This window comes from Bacillus sp. EKM208B (assembly GCF_011800725.1).
GTDB classification, from domain to species: domain Bacteria; phylum Bacillota; class Bacilli; order Bacillales; family Bacillaceae; genus Bacillus; species Bacillus velezensis.
In genome coordinates, this window is the sequence record NZ_JAANHO010000012.1 from 17,138 (window position 1) to 34,951 (window position 17,814).

Consider the following 17,814-nt stretch of genomic DNA (forward strand, 5'->3'; position numbering starts at 1 on the left):
ATACTTGTGTCAATATAATTTATACTGAATTCAAAAAATTCCAGAATGAAAAGATATTAAAACGTTGAATATAGACGAATTTTCCTAATTCCAATGACTTATTTTGTTATATTATCTGACTAAACTATCTTTATAAACTTTTTTAATAAAATTTAAAGTATGTACAGGCGGAGCGGGATATGGCGGAATAAGATGACAATAAGAGAGGAAGGAGGAGATTATCACTTGCCGAATCGTATATTGGATATAACGGATTGCGGTGTGGCGGCAGACGGAAAAACCGACGTGACGGGCGCCATCAACCAATGCTTGGCCAGAGCCGTCAGCGAAGGCTGTCATACGGTGTTTTTTCCGCCGGGAACGTATAAAATCAACGGCACGCTTGGCGGGGACAGCAGCCAGCCGTTTCGGAACGCCGGGATTAACGTGCCGAGCCATCTCACCATCGTTTTAGATCCGGAATGCACGATTAAAGTGGCGCCGAACAGCTCCTGGGGCTATTCGGCTTTCTATATAGGCAGGCGTGAAAATGTCACCATCACCGGCGGCCGGATCATCGGGGAACGGGATGAACACACGTATACCAATGTCCCTTTGCGTTCGACCCATGAATGGGGGTTTGGAATCTGTATTGAAGGCAGCAGCAATGTGCTGATCGAAAATGTGAAGATTTCCGATTTTACGGGAGACGGCATAATTGTCAGCCCGCTCGGGTTAAAAACAAACAGTGATTACGAAACTTCAGAACAGGTGACCATCCGCCGCTGTGAGATCAGGCAGTCAAGGCGGAACAACATTTCAATCACCGGCTGCCATACCGTTACGGTGGAAGAATGTGTGATTGAAGACGCCGGACAAGGGAACGGAACGGCTCCGAAATTCGGAATCGATATTGAATCGTACGGAGAAGGCGATATTGATTATGAAGAAGCTCTTCATATTACGGTCCGCAACAACTTCTTTTCCGGAAACGCCGCAAGCTCAGTCACCAACTTTAACGGATATAATGTGTTAATTGAAGGAAATCATTCCGATAACACAATCAGCTACGGGTATGGGGCACATACCGTCATTTCGGGCAATGTCTTCTTTCGGTCAGACGGCGGCTCAAGGACCGCAGTTGCCGGACAAGGTGTGTCACAAGGACAGGACAGCAGCAATGCCGTCATTTCCAACAATCTGATTACCGGTTTTTCCACCGGAATAGATGTAAGGGGAAAAAGCGTCCTCGTCACCCATAACAAAATCAATCAATTTGAAAATACGGGCATTTCCGTCTATCAGGCGGAAGATGTGACCGTTGACGGCAATGTCATTGAAAACGGACGTTCCGAAACGAGACGAAGCACGGGGATGCGGGCGACGCTGTCGGAAAACGCCGTCTTTACGAATAACACTCTGAATCAGGTGACAGACGGAATCAGCATGTCGGCCGGCAATATCACCGTAAAACAAAATGTGCTGACATCGTTCAGCCGGGGCATATGGGTCACAGGCGGAAATGCCGTTATTGAAGGAAATACGCTGATTCCGAATGCGTATCAGGGGGCCGCGGAGTCCTATGCCGTATCTGTGACAAATGACGCCAGGGCTGTCATCAAGGGAAATCTCTTCAAAAGCTACAAAAACTATCCCGTGTTCAGTTCAACATCCTCGGGAACCTCTGTCATCAGCAACCGCTTTGAATCATCACCGCTTATCGTTACCGTGTATCTGAACTCAGGCACGCATGAAGTCATAGACAATACGCTCACGATCAACCGAACGGCGGGCAGCCCGATCGGCATCTATCTGAATGGAGCCTCCAATTCCCTCGTGTCGGGCAATACCATCAACAACCTTTCCGCCGCTTCTGCTTCCGCCATCCAAACCAATTCCTCCGCAAGCACCAAAATCATCGGCAACCGCATTATCAAGGGCGTCATTGTGAAACACACGACAGATACGGAAAGCGGAAATATCGTCATCTGAAAACAACCTGCGCCGGAAACATAAAAAGAACACATGAACTCCGAAAGAAGGAGGGATGTGTTCTTTTTTGACACAATACAGCCGTGCGCCTGTCAGGCATCTTTTTTACCTGATTTATATAAAACGATCATTTCTCTGATTAAAAAGAGGGCGAATAAAAACAGCATCAGCCATTCTGAGAAGGTGGTCAATTTAAAAGCGGACAGGTTGTTTTGGACCGCTCCATAGAAACTGAAACCTTGCAGCATATCCATCGTTAGTGAAATGATCAGACAGGCAGCAAGCAAAAAAAATGAAACCCCCAATATTTTCATGTGCATCACTCTCCCTTTTTATCCTTTTCGATTACGCAGAACTTATACAGACTTTCCGCCGTGCATAATCTTTTGCCGTACAGGAAGAATATGAAAAAAACGAGGAAAGGTTTTTTGCGATATGCCGCCATTTTTTAAGCAGAAGAAACAAAAAAAAGCCGATCAAAACGACCGTGACAATGAAGGCAGAAAAGAAGCGGACAGCCAGCCGGACAAAGAGCGGGATGAGCCGATCTCCCTCAGCTTAAAGCAAAATATGAAGAAACTGTCTGAGAGGTTCGGCAACAGTGCCGATGTCGTCATCCGCCGGCTGAAAATCGGAAAAGAAGAGCTTCCGGCCGCAATTGTGTATATCGCCGGTTTGGTAGACGAACAGCTTGTCAGCCAATCCCTTCTGGAGGATTTAATTGACATCCCGTCCGTTCAGCCGGAACAAGCGGTCTGCCTGATATACGATAAAACGCTTGCGATCGGCGGGGTGAAAGAGGAAGAAAAATGGAAAAGTCTTTATGCCGGGCTGGTGGCGGGCAGCACGCTCATTTTTGTCGACGGGGCTGACAAGGCGCTGATCGCCAGCACGGAAGGGGGAGAGCACCGGTCCATTCAAGAGCCGAGCACCCAGGTCTCTTTCCGCGGCCCGCGGCAGGGATTCACTGAATCTCTGCAAACCAATATTTCCATGATCCGCAGGTATGTAAAAACGCCTGATGTATGGGTTGAAAAAATGGAGATCGGACACGAAACGAATACGGATGTCGCGCTGATGTATATTAACGGAATTTGCGATAAAAAGCTGATTAAGGAAGTCCGCAAGCGGCTGAAGCACATTGACATCGACAGCATTCTGGAATCCGGCTACATTGAACAGCTCATTGAAGACGCGCCGTTTTCTGTGTTTCCCACCGTATATCATACAGAGCGGCCGGACGTTGTGGCGGGGAATCTGCTGGAAGGACGATTTGCGATTGTCGTGGACGGAACGCCGTTCGTTCTTCTCGCGCCGGCATTATTTATTCAATTTTTTCAATCCGTTGAGGATTATTATTCACGATTTGATATCGCCACTAGCATCAGGGTGCTGCGGGTTTTGATCTTCTTCATTTCACTGGTGGCGCCGGGGATTTATGTGGCGGCGACGACCTTTCACCAGGAAATGATTCCGACGCAGCTGCTGATTGTCATCGCGGCCCAGCGGGAGACCGTGCCGTTCCCGGCTGTGATTGAAGCGCTGACGATGGAAGTGGCCTTTGAGATTCTCAGGGAGGCGGGTGTCCGGCTTCCGAGAGTTGTCGGCTCCGCCGTTTCCATAGTCGGAGCGCTTGTCATCGGCCAGGCCGCCGTACAGGCCGGCATTGTTTCCCCAGCCATGGTTATCGTCGTCGCCCTGACGGCGATTGCCAGCTTTGCTACCCCGGCTTTTGACATGGCGATATCTGCGCGCCTGATCCGGTTTCTCTTTATTCTGTCGGCGGCGGTCATGGGATTTTACGGGCTGATTCTGGGCATTATCATGATGTTTGTCCATCTGTGCGGCCTGCGTTCATTCGGATTTCCGTATATGTCCCCGCTCGCTCCTTTAACCCCGGGCGGGCTGAAAGATTCCCTCCTCCGCGCCCCGTTATGGGCGGATGAAAAAAGGCCGGGACTGCTCGTGCAGGAAAACAACAGGCGCCAAGGGGAACATCAAAGACCGAAACCGGAGACTTCCAGAGGGATGGTTAATAAAGATCTAGAAGAGGGCGACGGTAATGAAAAGACGTAAATGGATGCTTATCCTTTGTACGATGGTTTCCCTTATGTTTGTATCCGGATGCTGGGATAAAAGGGAGCTGACCGATTTGGCGGTGATCTCCGCCATCGGTATTGACCGGACCAAAACAGGAAAATATGTCCTTCATTTCCAAATTATCAATCCGGGGAATGTGGCCGGCGGCCTGCAGGGCGGCGGAGCGGGAGACCGGCCTCCGGTTTCCGTCTATTCGGTGTCCGGAGACAATATGACGGAAGCTTTGAGAAAAGGCTCGATGAAAGTGTCCAGAAGGCTCTATTTTGCCCATACGAATCTCGTGGTGTTCAGTGAAAAACTGGCGAAAGAGGAAGGGCTCAGTTTTATTCTGGACAATCTTGACCGCGACACCGAATTCAGGACGACCGCAACCGTTGTGATCGCGCATAATTGCAAGGCTGAAGACATTATTAAAGTGCTGACGCCGATTGATAAAATCCCTTCCAATAAAGTGAACAAGACGCTCAGCTTCACGCAGGAACAATACGGCAGAGTCATTAAAACCAGCCTTCAGGACGTTCTGATTGATCTCGCTTCTCCGGCCGGGTCGCCGTTTATTCCTGGTTATGAAATGCACGGAGACGATAAAGCCGGTCCTACGATGGAAAATACGCAGACAACTGAACCGAAAGCAGTGCTGTCAGCGGACGGACTGGCGGTGTTCAAAAAGGATGGGAGGCTGGATTACTGGATTGAGGATGACGACAGTGTGGGGGCTGTATGGCTGCTCAATAGGATCAAACATACGTTCATCAATGCGGATTGGAAGAACGTGAAGCATGCAATCAGTCTGCAGGTCACCCGCCAGAATACAAAGGTGACGGCCACTTTTCCGAACGGAAAACCGAATATTCACGTGCATGCTCAGGTCGAGGGGCTGGTGGACGCTGTCAGATACCCTTTCCATCTGTCTGATCCGCAAGTGCTGATGACGATGCAAAAGGCGCTCAGCGTGCAGCTTGAGAAAGATATCACCAAATCGATTGAAGATATAAAAGCCCATAAGAATGACTTCGTCGGCTTCGGAGACCTGATCTATCGGAAGCATCCGGACAAATGGAAAAAGTTCAAAGGGAAGTGGGATGAAGAATATTTCCCCAATCTCCCCGTAGATGTCAAAACGGAAGTCATTATCAGAAGAACGGGCTTGCGGAATAATCCTCTCTCAGACAAGCTTGAGCATGATTGATTTGAGGAGAAAGGAGCGAAGCGTATGGAAAATGCGAAAATCGGCACGCGTCAGCTGTTTATTATGATCATTTTGTTTGAATTGGGCAGTTCGTTATTGATCCCGCCGGGCACGATGGCCGGGCGGGATGCGTGGCTGTCCGTGCTTCTCGGGTGCGTTATCGGTCTCGGACTTTTCTACGTTTATCAGGCGCTGTATCAATTTTTTCCTGAGTCTTCTCCGAGAGATTACATGAACGAACTGATCGGCAGACATCTGAGCTGGGCTGTCTCCCTTCTTTATATTCTCTATTTTGCTTATATCGCGGCCCGCGTATTGCGGGATTTTGGCGAAATGCTTGTCACCTTCGCCTACCAGGACACGCCGCTTTTAATTGTGAATGCCATGCTGATGATCGCCGCGATATTTGCGGTCAGAAAGGGAATTGAAGTGATAGCGAGAGCCGGCGAGCTGCTGTTTGGCATTATGTATTTCCTGACAGCCGTCGGGCTGATCCTCATTATCAGCTCAGGCACGATAAACCTCAGATTTCTCCAGCCCGTTTTAGCGGAGGGTGCAGGAACGGTCATTTATTCCGTGTTTAAACAGACGATGTTCATCCCGTTCGGTGAATTAATCGTGTTTGTCATGATTTTCCCTTATTTAAAAGATCGGAAAAAGGTGAAGAAAACCGGATTTCTGGCGATTATCATCAGCGGCCTGATTTTGGCAATGTCAGTGGCGATTAATATTTGTGTGCTGGACGTCAACTTAATGCTCCGCTCTCAATTTCCGCTGCTGAGCACCATACAGACAATTAAAGTGGAAGAGTTTTTAGACCGGCTGGATGTCTTTTTCATGCTCGTGCTCGTCATCGGCGGTTTTTTCAAAGTCAGCCTTTTTACATATGCGGTTGTCGTGGGCGTGTCCACGCTGTTTAAAGAAAAAAATCCGTCCCAGCTGGTCTTCCCGGTCGGATTGGGGGTGCTGATTCTCTCCATCAGCATCGCAAGCAATTTTTCGGAACACATGAATGAAGGCTTAAACATTGTGCCGATCTATATTCATCTTCCGTTTCAAGTGCTGTTCCCCGTTTTGCTGCTTATCATTGCCGTTATTAAGAAAAAGGTCAAAGGGACCGTCTATACAGTTTCGAAGAAATAACCCGGCCGGTGCGCCGGGTTTTTTTAAATATCATGATTTTTGTCTTAATGCATTGACAAACTTGCCTGACAATTGTACATTTTGATTTATTCTTATAAAATTACTAGGAAATATAGGTTTAGTGGTGTTAATATTTTCCGAACCGTATTTCAGAATAGAAGGAGATCCATCATGACAAAGAAAAAAGAAATCAAACTCGGTGTGTTTCTCGCGGGCACCGGCCATCATGTCGCTTCTTGGAGACATCCTCAGGCACCGGCGGACGCGAGCATGAATTTGGATTATTTCAAAGAACTGGCGAAAACGGCTGAGCGGGGGAAATTGGACATGCTGTTTTTGGCGGACAGTTTATCAATAGACGGCAAATCACATCCGAATGTGCTGACGCGCTTTGAGCCGTTTACGCTGCTGTCGGCGCTCGCTCAGGTCACATCCCGCATCGGTCTGACGGCGACCGCATCTACCACATACAGCGAACCGTTCCATATCGCGAGGCAATTTGCATCACTTGATCATCTTTCCAACGGCCGCGCGGGCTGGAATGTCGTCACATCTTCGATTGAATCGACCGCGCTTAATTTCAGCGGCGAAAAGCATCTTGAGCACCATCTCAGATATCAGCGCGCGGAAGAATTCGTTGAAGTCGTCAAAGGATTATGGGATTCGTGGGAGGAAGACGCCTTTATCCGTGACAAAGAATCAGGAGCATTTTTTGATAAAGACAAAATGCATGAATTGAACCATAAAGGAACATATTTCTCCGTGAGAGGGCCGTTAAATGTCGCCCGCACACCTCAAGGGCGCCCGGTCATTATTCAGGCCGGATCATCAGGAGACGGAAAAGCGCTGGCCGCCAAAACGGCGGAGGTCATTTTCACCGCGCAAAATCATTTGGAATCCGCGCAGGATTTCTATCAATCTATTAAAGAACAAGCGGCTTCTTTCGGCCGTGATCCTGAAAAAATCGCGATCATGCCGGGAATTTTTCCCGTTATCGCCGATACCGAAGAAGAAGCAAAGGCAAAATATGAAGAGCTCCAAGACCTCATCATTCCGTCTGTCGGCCTGAACATTCTGCAAAACTATCTGGGCGGCGTCGACCTTTCCGCCTTCCCGCTTGACGGCCCGCTGCCTGAATTGGATGCGGATGCGTCGAATGCCGTTAAAAGCCGGTTCAAGCTCGTTCAGGAGATGGCCAAACGCGATAACATGACCATCCGCGAACTTTACAAATATGTGGCGGGTTCAAGAGGCCATCATATCTTTGTCGGAACGCCGGAACAGCTTGCCGATAAGATGGAAGAATGGGTCGGAAAACAAGCTTGTGACGGTTTTAACATCATGCCGCCGCTTTTGCCTGAAGGTCTCACTCTTTTTGTAGACAAAGTGATTCCGATTTTACAAGAACGGGGCGTGTTCAGAAAAGAGTATGAAGGAACGACGCTCAGAGAACATTTCGGACTGGAAAAACCGGCAAACCGATATGCCGGCTAAAGGAGGGCTCATCATGTCAAGACAATACCGGCTCGCAACGGAGGCAGACGCTGATGAGCTGCTTTCACTGACACTGCGGGCGTATGAACCGATCCGCAAGCTCGGCATCAACTTTGCCGCTGCCACGGCGGATAAGGAGCTCGTTTTGAATAACATACAAAAAAACGCCTGTTACGTTTTGGAAGAAGACGGACGGATTCTGGCGACGATTTCTCTGCGGATGCCGTGGGGGCCGAATCCCGGGCCGTATGGTGTCCCTCATATTTGGTGGTTCGCCGTCGATCCTGAAACCGGAAAAAAAGGGACGGGCTCGGACATGCTGGAGTGGCTGGAGAATACAGTGCTCCGCGATACATTAAAAGCGCCTTTCGTGTCACTGGGCACAGCGGACAAGCATCCGTGGCTGATCGGCATGTACGAGCGGAAAGGCTACGTCCGTGCAGGCGAAAAGGATTTAGGAAAAGGGCACATCACCATTTATTTAAAAAAACAATTGCAGGATTAACATTTTAATAGGAAAAGGCGGGATTTCAATGAAGAAGAAAACATGGGCTTTGCTGCTGTCTGCCGCGCTTTTGGCGGTCTTATCAGCATGCGGAAACGGAAAAGAAAGCGAAGGCGGCGATAACGTACTGCATGTAGGCGCCACCGGACAAAGCTATCCGTTCGCATATAAAGAAAACGGCAAGCTGACCGGCTTTGACGTGGATGTCATGGAAGCCGTCGCGAAAAAAATCAACATGAAACTGGACTGGAAGCTGCTTGAATTCAGCGGTCTGATGGGAGAGCTCCAGACCGGCAAACTCGATACCATCTCTAACCAGGTCGCTGTCACGGACGAACGCAAGAAAACGTATAACTTCACAGAACCGTATTCGTATGCGGGCACTCAAATCGTCGTCAAAAACGATAACAAAGACATCAAATCAGTCAACGATCTAAAAGGAAAAACAGTGGCGGCCGTTCTGGGCTCAAACCACGCGAAAAACCTTGAGAGCAAGGACCCGGATAAAAAAATCAACATTAAAACATATGAAACACAAGAAGGTACGCTGAAAGACGTGGCTTACGGACGGGTTGACGCTTATGTAAACAGCCGCAGCGTCCTGATCGCCCAGATCAAAAAGACCGGTCTGCCTCTGAAATTAGCAGGAGACCCGATTGTCTATGAAAAAGTCGCTTTCCCGTTTGCGAAAGATGCGGCTCACGATAAAATCCGTAAAAAAGTAAACAAAGCCATTGAAGACCTGCGGAAAGACGGCACGCTGAAAAAGCTGTCTGAAAAGTACTTTAACGAAGATATCACAACGGAAGCAAAGCATTAAGAAACGGCGGTGAAAATCGAGAATGAACAGCATTGATTGGGGATTTATGTTTTCAGCTTTTCCCGCGTTAATCGAAGCCTTGCCGATCACATTACTTATGGCCGTCGCGGCCATGGTATTTGCCGTGATCGGCGGCCTTATATTAGCGCTTATCACAAAAAATCGTGTTCCTGTGCTTCACCAGCTGTCAAAGGTGTATATTTCATTTTTCCGGGGCGTGCCGACGCTCGTGCAGCTTTTCTTAATTTATTACGGCCTGCCTCAGCTGTTTCCCGGAATGAGCAAGATGACGGCGTTAACTGCGGCGATTATCGGGTTAAGCCTGAAAAATGCCGCCTACTTGGCTGAAATCTTCCGCGCGGCGCTCAACTCAGTCGATGAGGGGCAGCTTGAAGCCTGTCTGTCTGTCGGAATGACAAAATCCCAGGCGTACAGACGGATCATTTTCCCGCAAGCCGTCAGAAACGCGCTTCCCGCGACGGGAAATACGTTTATCGGCCTGTTAAAAGAAACATCGCTCGCCTTTACATTAGGAGTGATGGAAATGTTCGCCCAAGGAAAAATGTACGCATCAGGCAACCTCAAATATTTTGAGACGTATTTAGCCGTCGCGGTCATGTACTGGATTCTTACGATTATTTACAGTGTGCTGCAGGATCTGCTCGAACGGGCGATCAGCAAGCCTTATCGCACATAGGAGGAGGCTCAGGATGATACAAGTCAGACATATTCGAAAAGCATTTAAAGACCTTACCGTACTTGACGGGATCGATCTTGAGATCAAAAGCGGCGAAGTCACGGCCATCATCGGCCCGTCAGGCTCGGGAAAATCAACGCTCCTCCGTTGTTTGAATCTGCTGGAGCGCCCGGATGACGGCATCATTGAAATCGGTGATGCAAAGCTGAATGCCTCGTCCTATTCGCGCAAAGACGTTCATAAGCTTCGCCAGCAGACGGCGATGGTGTTTCAGAATTACAACCTGTTCAAAAACAAAACCGCCCTGCAAAATGTGACAGAGGCGCTGATCACCGCGCAAAAGAAACCGAAAAAAGAAGCGGAACAGATCGGTATGGATCTGCTGCGGCAAGTCGCTTTAGAACACAAAGCGGACAGCTACCCGATTACGATGTCAGGCGGGCAGCAGCAGCGGATCGGGATTGCGCGCGCCTTGGCCGTTGATCCTCACGCGATTTTACTGGATGAACCGACTTCGGCCCTTGACCCTGAGCTTGTAGCCGGGGTGCTCCAAGTCATCAAATCAATTGCCGAAAAACAGACAACCATGATCATTGTCACGCATGAGATGGCTTTTGCTCGTGAAGTGGCCGACAAGGTTATTTTTATGGCAGACGGACGCATCATCGAACAGGGAACGCCGGAAGAGCTGTTTGACAATCCGCAGAACGAACGGACGAAAAAATTCATTAAGCAAGTGGGAGAGCCCGCCGAACTTGTCTAAGAAGGGAAGAAGAAGAAATGGCAAATGAAACGTATGAATCATTAAACAAACGTTTAATCAATATCCGCCGCGACCTTCATGAGCACCCTGAGCTGTCAGGCGAGGAATACGAAACGACGAATAAAATCCGCCGCTGGCTGGAGGAAGAAGGAGTCACGGTTCTTGATGTGCCGAAACTTCAAACCGGAGTGATCGCTGAAATCAAAGGAGACAAAAGCGGCCCCGTCATCGCCGTCAGAGCGGACATCGACGCATTGCCGATCGAAGAGAAAACAAACCTTCCGTTTGCTTCGCGAAACAGCGGCGTGATGCACGCCTGCGGCCATGATTTCCATACGGCATCTATCCTCGGCACGGCTTTCTTATTAAATGAGAGAAAGCATGAGCTGAAAGGAACGGTGCGGTTTATTTTTCAGCCCGCGGAAGAAATCGCCGCCGGAGCAAGACAGGTCATTGAAGCCGGCGCGCTTGACGGTGTATCGGCGATATTCGGCATGCATAACAAACCTGACCTCCCCGTCGGCACGGTCGGTCTGAAAGAAGGCCCGCTGATGGCGAGTGTCGACCGCTTTGAAATCACTGTTAAAGGAAAAGGCGGCCACGCCGGAATCCCTGACAACAGCATTGATCCGATTCAGGCGGCAGGACAGATCATCGGCGGCCTGCAATCAGTTGTCAGCAGAAATATCAGCTCGCTTCACAATGCCGTCGTCAGCATCACAAGAGTTCAGGGCGGCAGCTCTTGGAATGTCATCCCGGACCATGTTGAAATGGAAGGCACCGTCCGGACGTTTCAAAAGGAAGCGCGTGACGCTGTTCCGAAACATATGAAGCGGGTTGCCGAAGGAATCGCGGCAGGGTTCGGGGCAGAATCCGAATTCCGCTGGTATCCCTACCTTCCGTCAGTGATGAACGACGCCCGTTTCATTCAGGCGGCGGAACAAACGGCTGAAGATCTCGGGCTTCAAACCGTTCGGGCAGAACAGTCGCCCGGCGGCGAAGACTTCGCATTATATCAAGAAAAAATCCCCGGCTTCTTCGTCTGGATGGGAACAAACGGAACAGAAGAATGGCACCATCCCGCCTTCACACTCGACGAAAAAGCGCTCCCGGCAGCGGCTGAGTTTTTCGCTCGGCTGACCGTCAACGTATTGGAGCAGACGGATTGAATACGGAAAATCTGACGGCCGGGCTTGCTCAGGCCGTCATGTCGTCTGTGCCGGAAACATCCGCTGAAGCGATGAAAGAAGCGCGCAAAGGACTGCTTGATTTTACAGCGGCAGCCTTTGCGGGGAGACGGGATAAAGGAGTTGAAAAGCTGGTAAAACTGGCCGAAGAAGAAGGCGGGGTGCCGATAGCGCCGCTTATCGGCAGAAATCAAAAAACCGCGCCGTCCCAATCCGCGCTCATTAACGGCTTCATCGCACATGCGCTTGATTTTGATGATGTTCATTCTGATGTAAGAGGACATCCGAGCGCAGTCATCCTTCCGGCTTTGATTGCAGCCGCATCAGCCGGCCGTATAGACAAAAGCCGTTTTCTCGGTGCTTATGTGACGGGAATCGAAGTGATGGCGCGGCTCGGTGAGTCAGCTGGAAGGCATCATTACGAGAAAGGCTGGCACAATACAGGAACGTTAGGTGCCATTGCGGCTGCATGCGCCGTCGGATTCGCGGAGAATCTGAATCAAACCCAATTGCAGAAAGCAATCGGGTTTGCGGCTGCCCGTTCCGGAGGCATGAGAGTGCAATTCGGGACAGAAATGAAGCCGCTCCACGCCGGACTGGCCGCTCAAGCCGGATTGTTCGCCGTAAAGCTTGCAAAGGCCGGTTTCGGCGGCTCAGTTCATGCGCTCGACGGGGAGAAAGGTTTTTTCGGACTGTACGGCGATCTTGAACGGGCAGAAACCCTGCTTGTAAACGGGTGGGGAAAACCTTGGCGGATTGTGAGCCCGGGACTTTGGTTTAAGGTTTATCCGTTTTGCTCGGCGGCTCATCATGCGGCGGACGCCATTCTCAAGCTGAAGGCCGAACATGGTCTCACTTTCGGCCAAACGGAACGGATCGACGTGATTTATCCGCCGGGCGGTGACGCCGCATTGACAGAACAGCGTCCGAAAACAGGCGAAGCGGGAAGATTCAGCGTGGAATATGTGATCACCTTAGCTTTGCACGGTAAGGATTTTTCAGTTGAACATTTCACCTCCGAGCCGATTCCGGAATCCTTTCAAAAAGGATTTGAGCGGATTCACCGCAGCTGCGATGACCAAATTCAGCCGGCTGAAAACGCCGTTCCGAAGGGCCGTTTTACAATTGTACGGGTTACGGCTTCCGGCGGTCATGTCTATGAAACACGTATCGACTGTCCGAAGGGAGCGCCGGGAAACGGCCTTTCTGAAAAAGACATTGAAGACAAACTCCGGCTCGCTTTGCCGGGGGAAGAGGAAAAGGCGGAAGAATTGATCAAAGCAGCCCGACAATCAAATATGGACCGTTATTTACAGCTGATATAAATAAAAAGAGCGGGGGGATGCAGCCCTCGCTCTTTTTACGTTCACTTCTATTGAATAGGGGGATATAGGGTGCGCCCCTGTCTGCGCTGGCAGGGGCGCGGTATCAGGAAACGGCCGTGCCGTTTTCTTTTACCGTGAAACCTCCTCTTAATAAGCGGATGTTGATATCCGAAACTTTGGCAATTTGTTCGTCGTGCGTAACCATGATGACGCATTTGCCGTCTTTATGCGCCAAGTCCTGAAAGAGCCGGACGATTTCCTTTGACGTATCCTCGTCGAGATTTCCCGTCGGCTCGTCCGCGCAAATCAAATCCGTGTCACAGCAGAAAGCCCGCGCAATTGAAACGCGCTGCTGCTGTCCGCCGCTTAATGTCAGCACCCGCTGACGGGCCTGCTGTTCGGTGAAGCCGACTTTTTTCAGCATGCTGAGCGCGAACGCATCTTTGTTGTTCTCCTTAGAGCCGGTGATCTCCATCGCCGTTGTGACATTCTGGAGCGCCGTCATATACGGGATCAGATGATAAGATTGAAAGACGATAGAGACATATTGATTTCTGAATTTGGTTAATCCGATTTTGGAGATGTCTTCTCCGTTATAAAGGATGCTTCCCTCTTTAGGTGTGTCAAGGCCGCCCGCCAGAGACAGAAACGTTGTTTTTCCCGTTCCGGAGGCGCCGACAATTGTATAAAACTTCCCTTTTTCAAAGCTGATCGTTATATCCTGAAACAGCGGCTGTGATTTGTCTTGGTACCAGTAGCCGGTCTGTTGAAAGGTTAATAGGCTCATTATGCTGCCTCCTCTTATTCCTGCTTGGTCAGGATCGTTTTAGGGTGAAGCCGCATGACTGATACAGACGGCAGTAATGTGGCGATGACGGCAATTGCGACGCCGATCCCGCCAAGAATCAGAAGGTCATTCAGCGAGACGTTTACCTGCATTGTACTGATGACATCCGCGCCGGATGAATGCTGACCGAACATGCCGCCTCCCCGCAGCATTTCTCCTCCGCCCCAGCCGCTTGTTTGCTGCGAATCACCGGCTGAGCTGACCTGCTGGGAAAGAAGCTGATTTCCGAGCTGATTCGCCACAAGGCTGCCCGTGACGGATGCGATCCCGATGGCGATAACCGCGACAACCAGAATTTCCGTTAAGAATTGTCCGATGAGCTTCCAGCGCTTTTCGCCGATCGCCATCAAGACACCCATTTCATACTTACGTTCCCTGATCGACATCATCACGATCAACCCAAGAATGACCGCGCCCGCGATGGATACAAGGTATACCACGTTTTTAGAAAATGACGCGACATTTTCAATCGGGCCGACCATTTGCTGATACACCTGATCATTTGTCGTCAGCGCGTAGGTTTTATCATCTACAGATGTTTTTTTCGCAGCCGCAACGAATGAGTCAATATATTTGGCATCATCCATATAATAAACGGCTGAGCTGATTTTGTTTTTGTTATCAGACCCTTTTAACGCCGCCGCGGCGGTGTAAGGCGTATAGATTTTATTGTCAGGATTTAAGAATGAAAAATGCTGTGCCTGATCGTCTCCTGATGATGTTGTTTTATAGATTCCCACAATTTTAAGCTTCGTTTTCACAGAATCAGCCGCTGCTGAGGAAACGGTAATGGAGCCTCCGACCTTCAGCTTGTTTTGATCTGCCAGCGTTTCATTAATCACGGCGACTTTTGTGTCCGCATCTGTTTTTGTGATGGCGCGTCCGTCAGTGATTTTTGAGCTCCCGTCCGTGAAATCATCAAGCAATGCCGTAGAGAGCACGCCTTCGATCGAGATATCCGCTGAAATCATCTGTCTTCCGCCGCCTTGAAAACGGCCGGCGCCGGAACTGTTATCGGCTGATTCGCCTGAGCTTTTTATCGCATCAAAGCTTTCTGCATTTGCTGACGCTGTCGTGAGGAAGTTGTAATTTTTAACATGCTGTAAAGATGTAAGCTTCTTGGCATCTGAGACGGAAATCGGTGTTGATTCAAACGTCCTCTTTTCACCGTCTTTTTGCTGCTGCGCCATTTGCTTTTGGCGGTCAGCCTGGAGTGTGACGCTCCCGCCGAGCTGCTGCCTTGCCAGTTCGCTTGATTTCTTTGCCGCTGACTGGATCGCAAGACCGGACAGGACAAAAATGCAAATCACTGAAAACACAACCAGCTGCAAAAATGTTTTTCCCTTTTTTGCCTTCATGCTCCAAAAGGCTCTTTTTATAAAGTTCATGTCTGTTCCTCCGTATGGATGTCAGATCTTGTAAAACCGGCCTTCTTTAGCACCGGCCATCCGATATGTATATAGTAGGAGAAATGTATGAAAAAAATATGAACAAACTATTTCCGGGTGATGAAATAAAAACTAACATTTGTGAAACCCGAAAACATCCGGGTAAAATGGTGCTATTATAAGAAAAAGCGTCAAGATAAGCGGAGGAACAAATGAAGATATTAATGATAGAAGATAATATAAGCGTATGCACCATGACGGAAATGTTCTTTTTTAAAGAAGGATTTGAAGCCGAATTTGTCCATGACGGAGTGGAAGGCTATCAGCGGTTCACGGAAGAGGACTGGGATTTGGTCATTCTGGACATTATGCTCCCATCCATGGACGGAGTGACGATCTGCCGGAAAATAAGAGAGACGAGCAGTGTGCCGATTATTATGCTGACCGCAAAGGACACGGAGTCTGATCAGGTGATCGGGTTTGAAATGGGGGCCGACGACTATGTCACCAAGCCGTTCAGCCCGCTGACACTAGTAGCGCGGATTAAAGCGGTGATCAGAAGATACCGGGCGACGGGGCAGGCCGTAAAAAGCGACGACTTGATCGAAACGGCGTGTTTTTCAATCAATAAGAAGACGCGGGAAGTGTTTCTGCACGGAAAACCTGTCGAGAATCTGACGCCGAAGGAATTCGATCTGCTCTTTTATCTCGCACAAAACCCGCGCCAGGTTTTTTCGAGAGAGCAACTGCTTGAGCAGGTGTGGGGCTATCAATTTTACGGCGATGAACGTACGGTTGATGTTCATATTAAACGGCTGCGCAAAAAACTGTCCAGTGACGAAAAACCGTTTTTATACACGGTGTGGGGGGTAGGATACAAATTTGATGAGGATTAAATACTTATATCAGCTGCTGTTAAGCCATGTCAGCATTTTGATTTTGGCCTTTTTCATCATCATTTCCCTGTTTTCGCACTTTGTGAAAGATTTTGCGTATCAAAATAAAGTGGATGAGCTGTCATCTTACGCCCAACAGATCACAAGTGAGCTGAACAGCCGCGATCTTGATCTGCGCCGCCTGTATCCGTATCAGGACATGTTAAAAACGCGCGAGACCAGATTTATTATTTTTGATGAACATCAGCAGCCTTACTTTTTTCCTGACGATATGCCGCCGCGCGAGAAGCTGAAAAGTAAAGAGTGGCACATGCTGAAGCAAGGGAAAACCGTTCAGATCAGAGCGGAAATGAACCGTTTTAATACGGAAGGCTTGGAAGTATCGCTTGTCGCAAAACCGCTTTTTATCAACGATCAATTTAAAGGAGCGGTGCTGCTCGTGTCTCCCGTCAGAGGGGTCGAGCAGATGATCAGCCAGGTCAACCGCTATATGATTTACGCGATCATCAGCACCCTTATCATCACGATTCTGCTGAGCTGGCTTTTATCTAAATTTCACGTCAAGCGGATTCAGACATTGCGGGATGCGACCGGAAAAGTGGCATCCGGTGATTACGATATTTCGCTCAAGAACAGCGGCGGCGATGAAATCGGCATGCTGGCGTCCGATTTCAACACCATGGCCAAAAATCTGAAGCAATCGAGAGAGCAGATTGACCGCCTTGAAAAGCGGAGGCGCCAATTTATCGCCGATGTCTCCCATGAGCTGAGAACGCCTTTGACGACCATTAACGGACTTGTGGAGGGGCTTAACAGCAACACCATCCCGGAAAAAGATAAAGAGAAATGCTTCTCGCTGATCAGCGAAGAAACGAAGCGGATGCTCAGGCTCGTGAAAGAAAACCTGGATTATGAAAAAATCAGATCCCAGCAAATCAAATTGGACAAGCTCAGTCTGCCGCTCATCGAGGTGTTTGAAATTATTAAAGAGCATCTCAATCAGCAGGCGGAGGAAAAACAAAATCAGCTGCGTATTCAAGTGGAGGACGGCGTCAAAGTGTTCGCCGATTATGACAGGCTGATCCAGATTCTCGTCAACATCACGAAAAACAGCATACAATTTACGCAAAAGGGAGACATCACGCTGCGCGGGTATGAAGGCTATAAAGAAACGGTGATTGAAATCGAAGACACCGGGATCGGCATCTCCAAAGAGGAAATTGAGCATATATGGGAGCGGTTTTATAAGGCGGACGTGTCCCGGAGGAATACGGCATACGGCGAATACGGACTCGGCCTGTCCATCGTCAGGCAGCTCGTCGAAATGCACAAGGGCACGATAGATATTGACAGCGAAAAAGGAAAAGGAACGACCTTTACAATCCGCCTTCCGCTGAATACGAAAAATGAATAATCTTGAAACCGGCGGTCTCGTCTGGCCGCCGTCTGTTTTAACTCCACTCGGAAAATTGCGCTCTGCCGAAACAAA

The 17,814-nt window shown here is 49.3% G+C and carries 16 protein-coding genes; 13 read left to right on the top strand and 3 right to left on the bottom strand.

Annotation, left to right across the window (positions count from 1 at the left end):
• Positions 1-225 precede the first annotated feature (225 nt).
• Positions 226-1,971, top strand: a complete 1,746-nt coding sequence (locus tag G9F75_RS17560) for a right-handed parallel beta-helix repeat-containing protein (protein ID WP_167409266.1) — start codon at positions 226-228, stop codon at positions 1,969-1,971.
• Positions 1,972-2,063: 92 nt separating this feature from the next.
• Here the strand turns inward: G9F75_RS17560 and G9F75_RS17565 are convergent, their stop codons facing one another.
• A complete protein-coding gene (locus G9F75_RS17565) occupies positions 2,064-2,285 on the bottom strand; it encodes a YczF family membrane protein (protein WP_167409267.1) in 222 nt (73 codons plus the stop codon).
• A gap of 121 nt (positions 2,286-2,406) precedes the next feature.
• On the opposite strand from G9F75_RS17565, the gene gerKA reads away from it, so the two are divergent.
• The 10 genes from gerKA (at position 2,407) to G9F75_RS17615 (ending at position 13,194) form a co-directional block, all read left to right on the top strand.
• Entirely contained in the window at positions 2,407-4,047 is a 1,641-nt protein-coding gene (gene gerKA / locus G9F75_RS17570) for a spore germination protein GerKA (protein WP_088056329.1), read from the top strand.
• Positions 4,034-5,260 (top strand): Ger(x)C family spore germination protein, encoded by a 1,227-nt coding sequence (locus G9F75_RS17575; RefSeq protein WP_167409268.1) that lies wholly within the window; start codon positions 4,034-4,036, stop codon positions 5,258-5,260. The genes gerKA and G9F75_RS17575 overlap by 14 nt, the downstream gene beginning before the upstream one ends.
• A gap of 24 nt (positions 5,261-5,284) precedes the next feature.
• Entirely contained in the window at positions 5,285-6,403 is a 1,119-nt protein-coding gene (locus tag G9F75_RS17580; protein WP_053285474.1) for an endospore germination permease GerKB, read from the top strand.
• A gap of 168 nt (positions 6,404-6,571) precedes the next feature.
• Positions 6,572-7,897, top strand: a complete 1,326-nt coding sequence (locus G9F75_RS17585) for an LLM class flavin-dependent oxidoreductase (RefSeq protein WP_025650003.1) — start codon at positions 6,572-6,574, stop codon at positions 7,895-7,897.
• A gap of 13 nt (positions 7,898-7,910) precedes the next feature.
• Positions 7,911-8,402: a GNAT family N-acetyltransferase gene (locus G9F75_RS17590; RefSeq protein ID WP_003156352.1), complete on the top strand. Its 492-nt coding sequence runs from the start codon at positions 7,911-7,913 to the stop codon at positions 8,400-8,402.
• A 28-nt stretch (positions 8,403-8,430) separates the two neighbouring features.
• On the top strand, positions 8,431-9,222 hold the full coding sequence (locus tag G9F75_RS17595) for an amino acid ABC transporter substrate-binding protein (RefSeq protein ID WP_014416894.1): 792 nt from the start codon (positions 8,431-8,433) through the stop codon (positions 9,220-9,222).
• Positions 9,223-9,244: 22 nt separating this feature from the next.
• A complete protein-coding gene (locus G9F75_RS17600; protein ID WP_007410261.1) occupies positions 9,245-9,919 on the top strand; it encodes an amino acid ABC transporter permease in 675 nt (224 codons plus the stop codon).
• Between the two features lie 13 nt (positions 9,920-9,932).
• Entirely contained in the window at positions 9,933-10,682 is a 750-nt protein-coding gene (locus G9F75_RS17605) for an amino acid ABC transporter ATP-binding protein (RefSeq protein ID WP_167409269.1), read from the top strand.
• Between the two features lie 17 nt (positions 10,683-10,699).
• A complete protein-coding gene (locus tag G9F75_RS17610; RefSeq protein WP_022552583.1) occupies positions 10,700-11,851 on the top strand; it encodes a M20 peptidase aminoacylase family protein in 1,152 nt (383 codons plus the stop codon).
• Positions 11,848-13,194 (top strand): MmgE/PrpD family protein, encoded by a 1,347-nt coding sequence (locus G9F75_RS17615; RefSeq protein WP_167409270.1) that lies wholly within the window; start codon positions 11,848-11,850, stop codon positions 13,192-13,194. Before G9F75_RS17610 ends, G9F75_RS17615 begins: the two co-directional genes overlap by 4 nt.
• A gap of 103 nt (positions 13,195-13,297) precedes the next feature.
• Here G9F75_RS17615 and G9F75_RS17620 read toward each other — a convergent pair whose 3' ends face one another.
• Positions 13,298-13,981 carry an ABC transporter ATP-binding protein gene (locus tag G9F75_RS17620; RefSeq protein ID WP_014416899.1) on the bottom strand — a complete coding sequence of 228 codons (684 nt, stop codon included), beginning with the start codon at positions 13,979-13,981 and terminating at the stop codon, positions 13,298-13,300.
• A gap of 14 nt (positions 13,982-13,995) precedes the next feature.
• A complete protein-coding gene (locus G9F75_RS17625) occupies positions 13,996-15,429 on the bottom strand; it encodes an ABC transporter permease (protein ID WP_167409271.1) in 1,434 nt (477 codons plus the stop codon).
• Positions 15,430-15,641: 212 nt separating this feature from the next.
• Between G9F75_RS17625 and yclJ the strand changes: the two genes are divergently transcribed.
• Positions 15,642-16,325: a two-component system response regulator YclJ gene (yclJ, locus tag G9F75_RS17630; protein WP_014416901.1), complete on the top strand. Its 684-nt coding sequence runs from the start codon at positions 15,642-15,644 to the stop codon at positions 16,323-16,325.
• Entirely contained in the window at positions 16,312-17,739 is a 1,428-nt protein-coding gene (gene yclK, locus G9F75_RS17635) for a two-component system sensor histidine kinase YclK (RefSeq protein WP_103527150.1), read from the top strand. The genes yclJ and yclK overlap by 14 nt, the downstream gene beginning before the upstream one ends.
• The last annotated feature ends 75 nt before the right edge of the window (positions 17,740-17,814 follow it).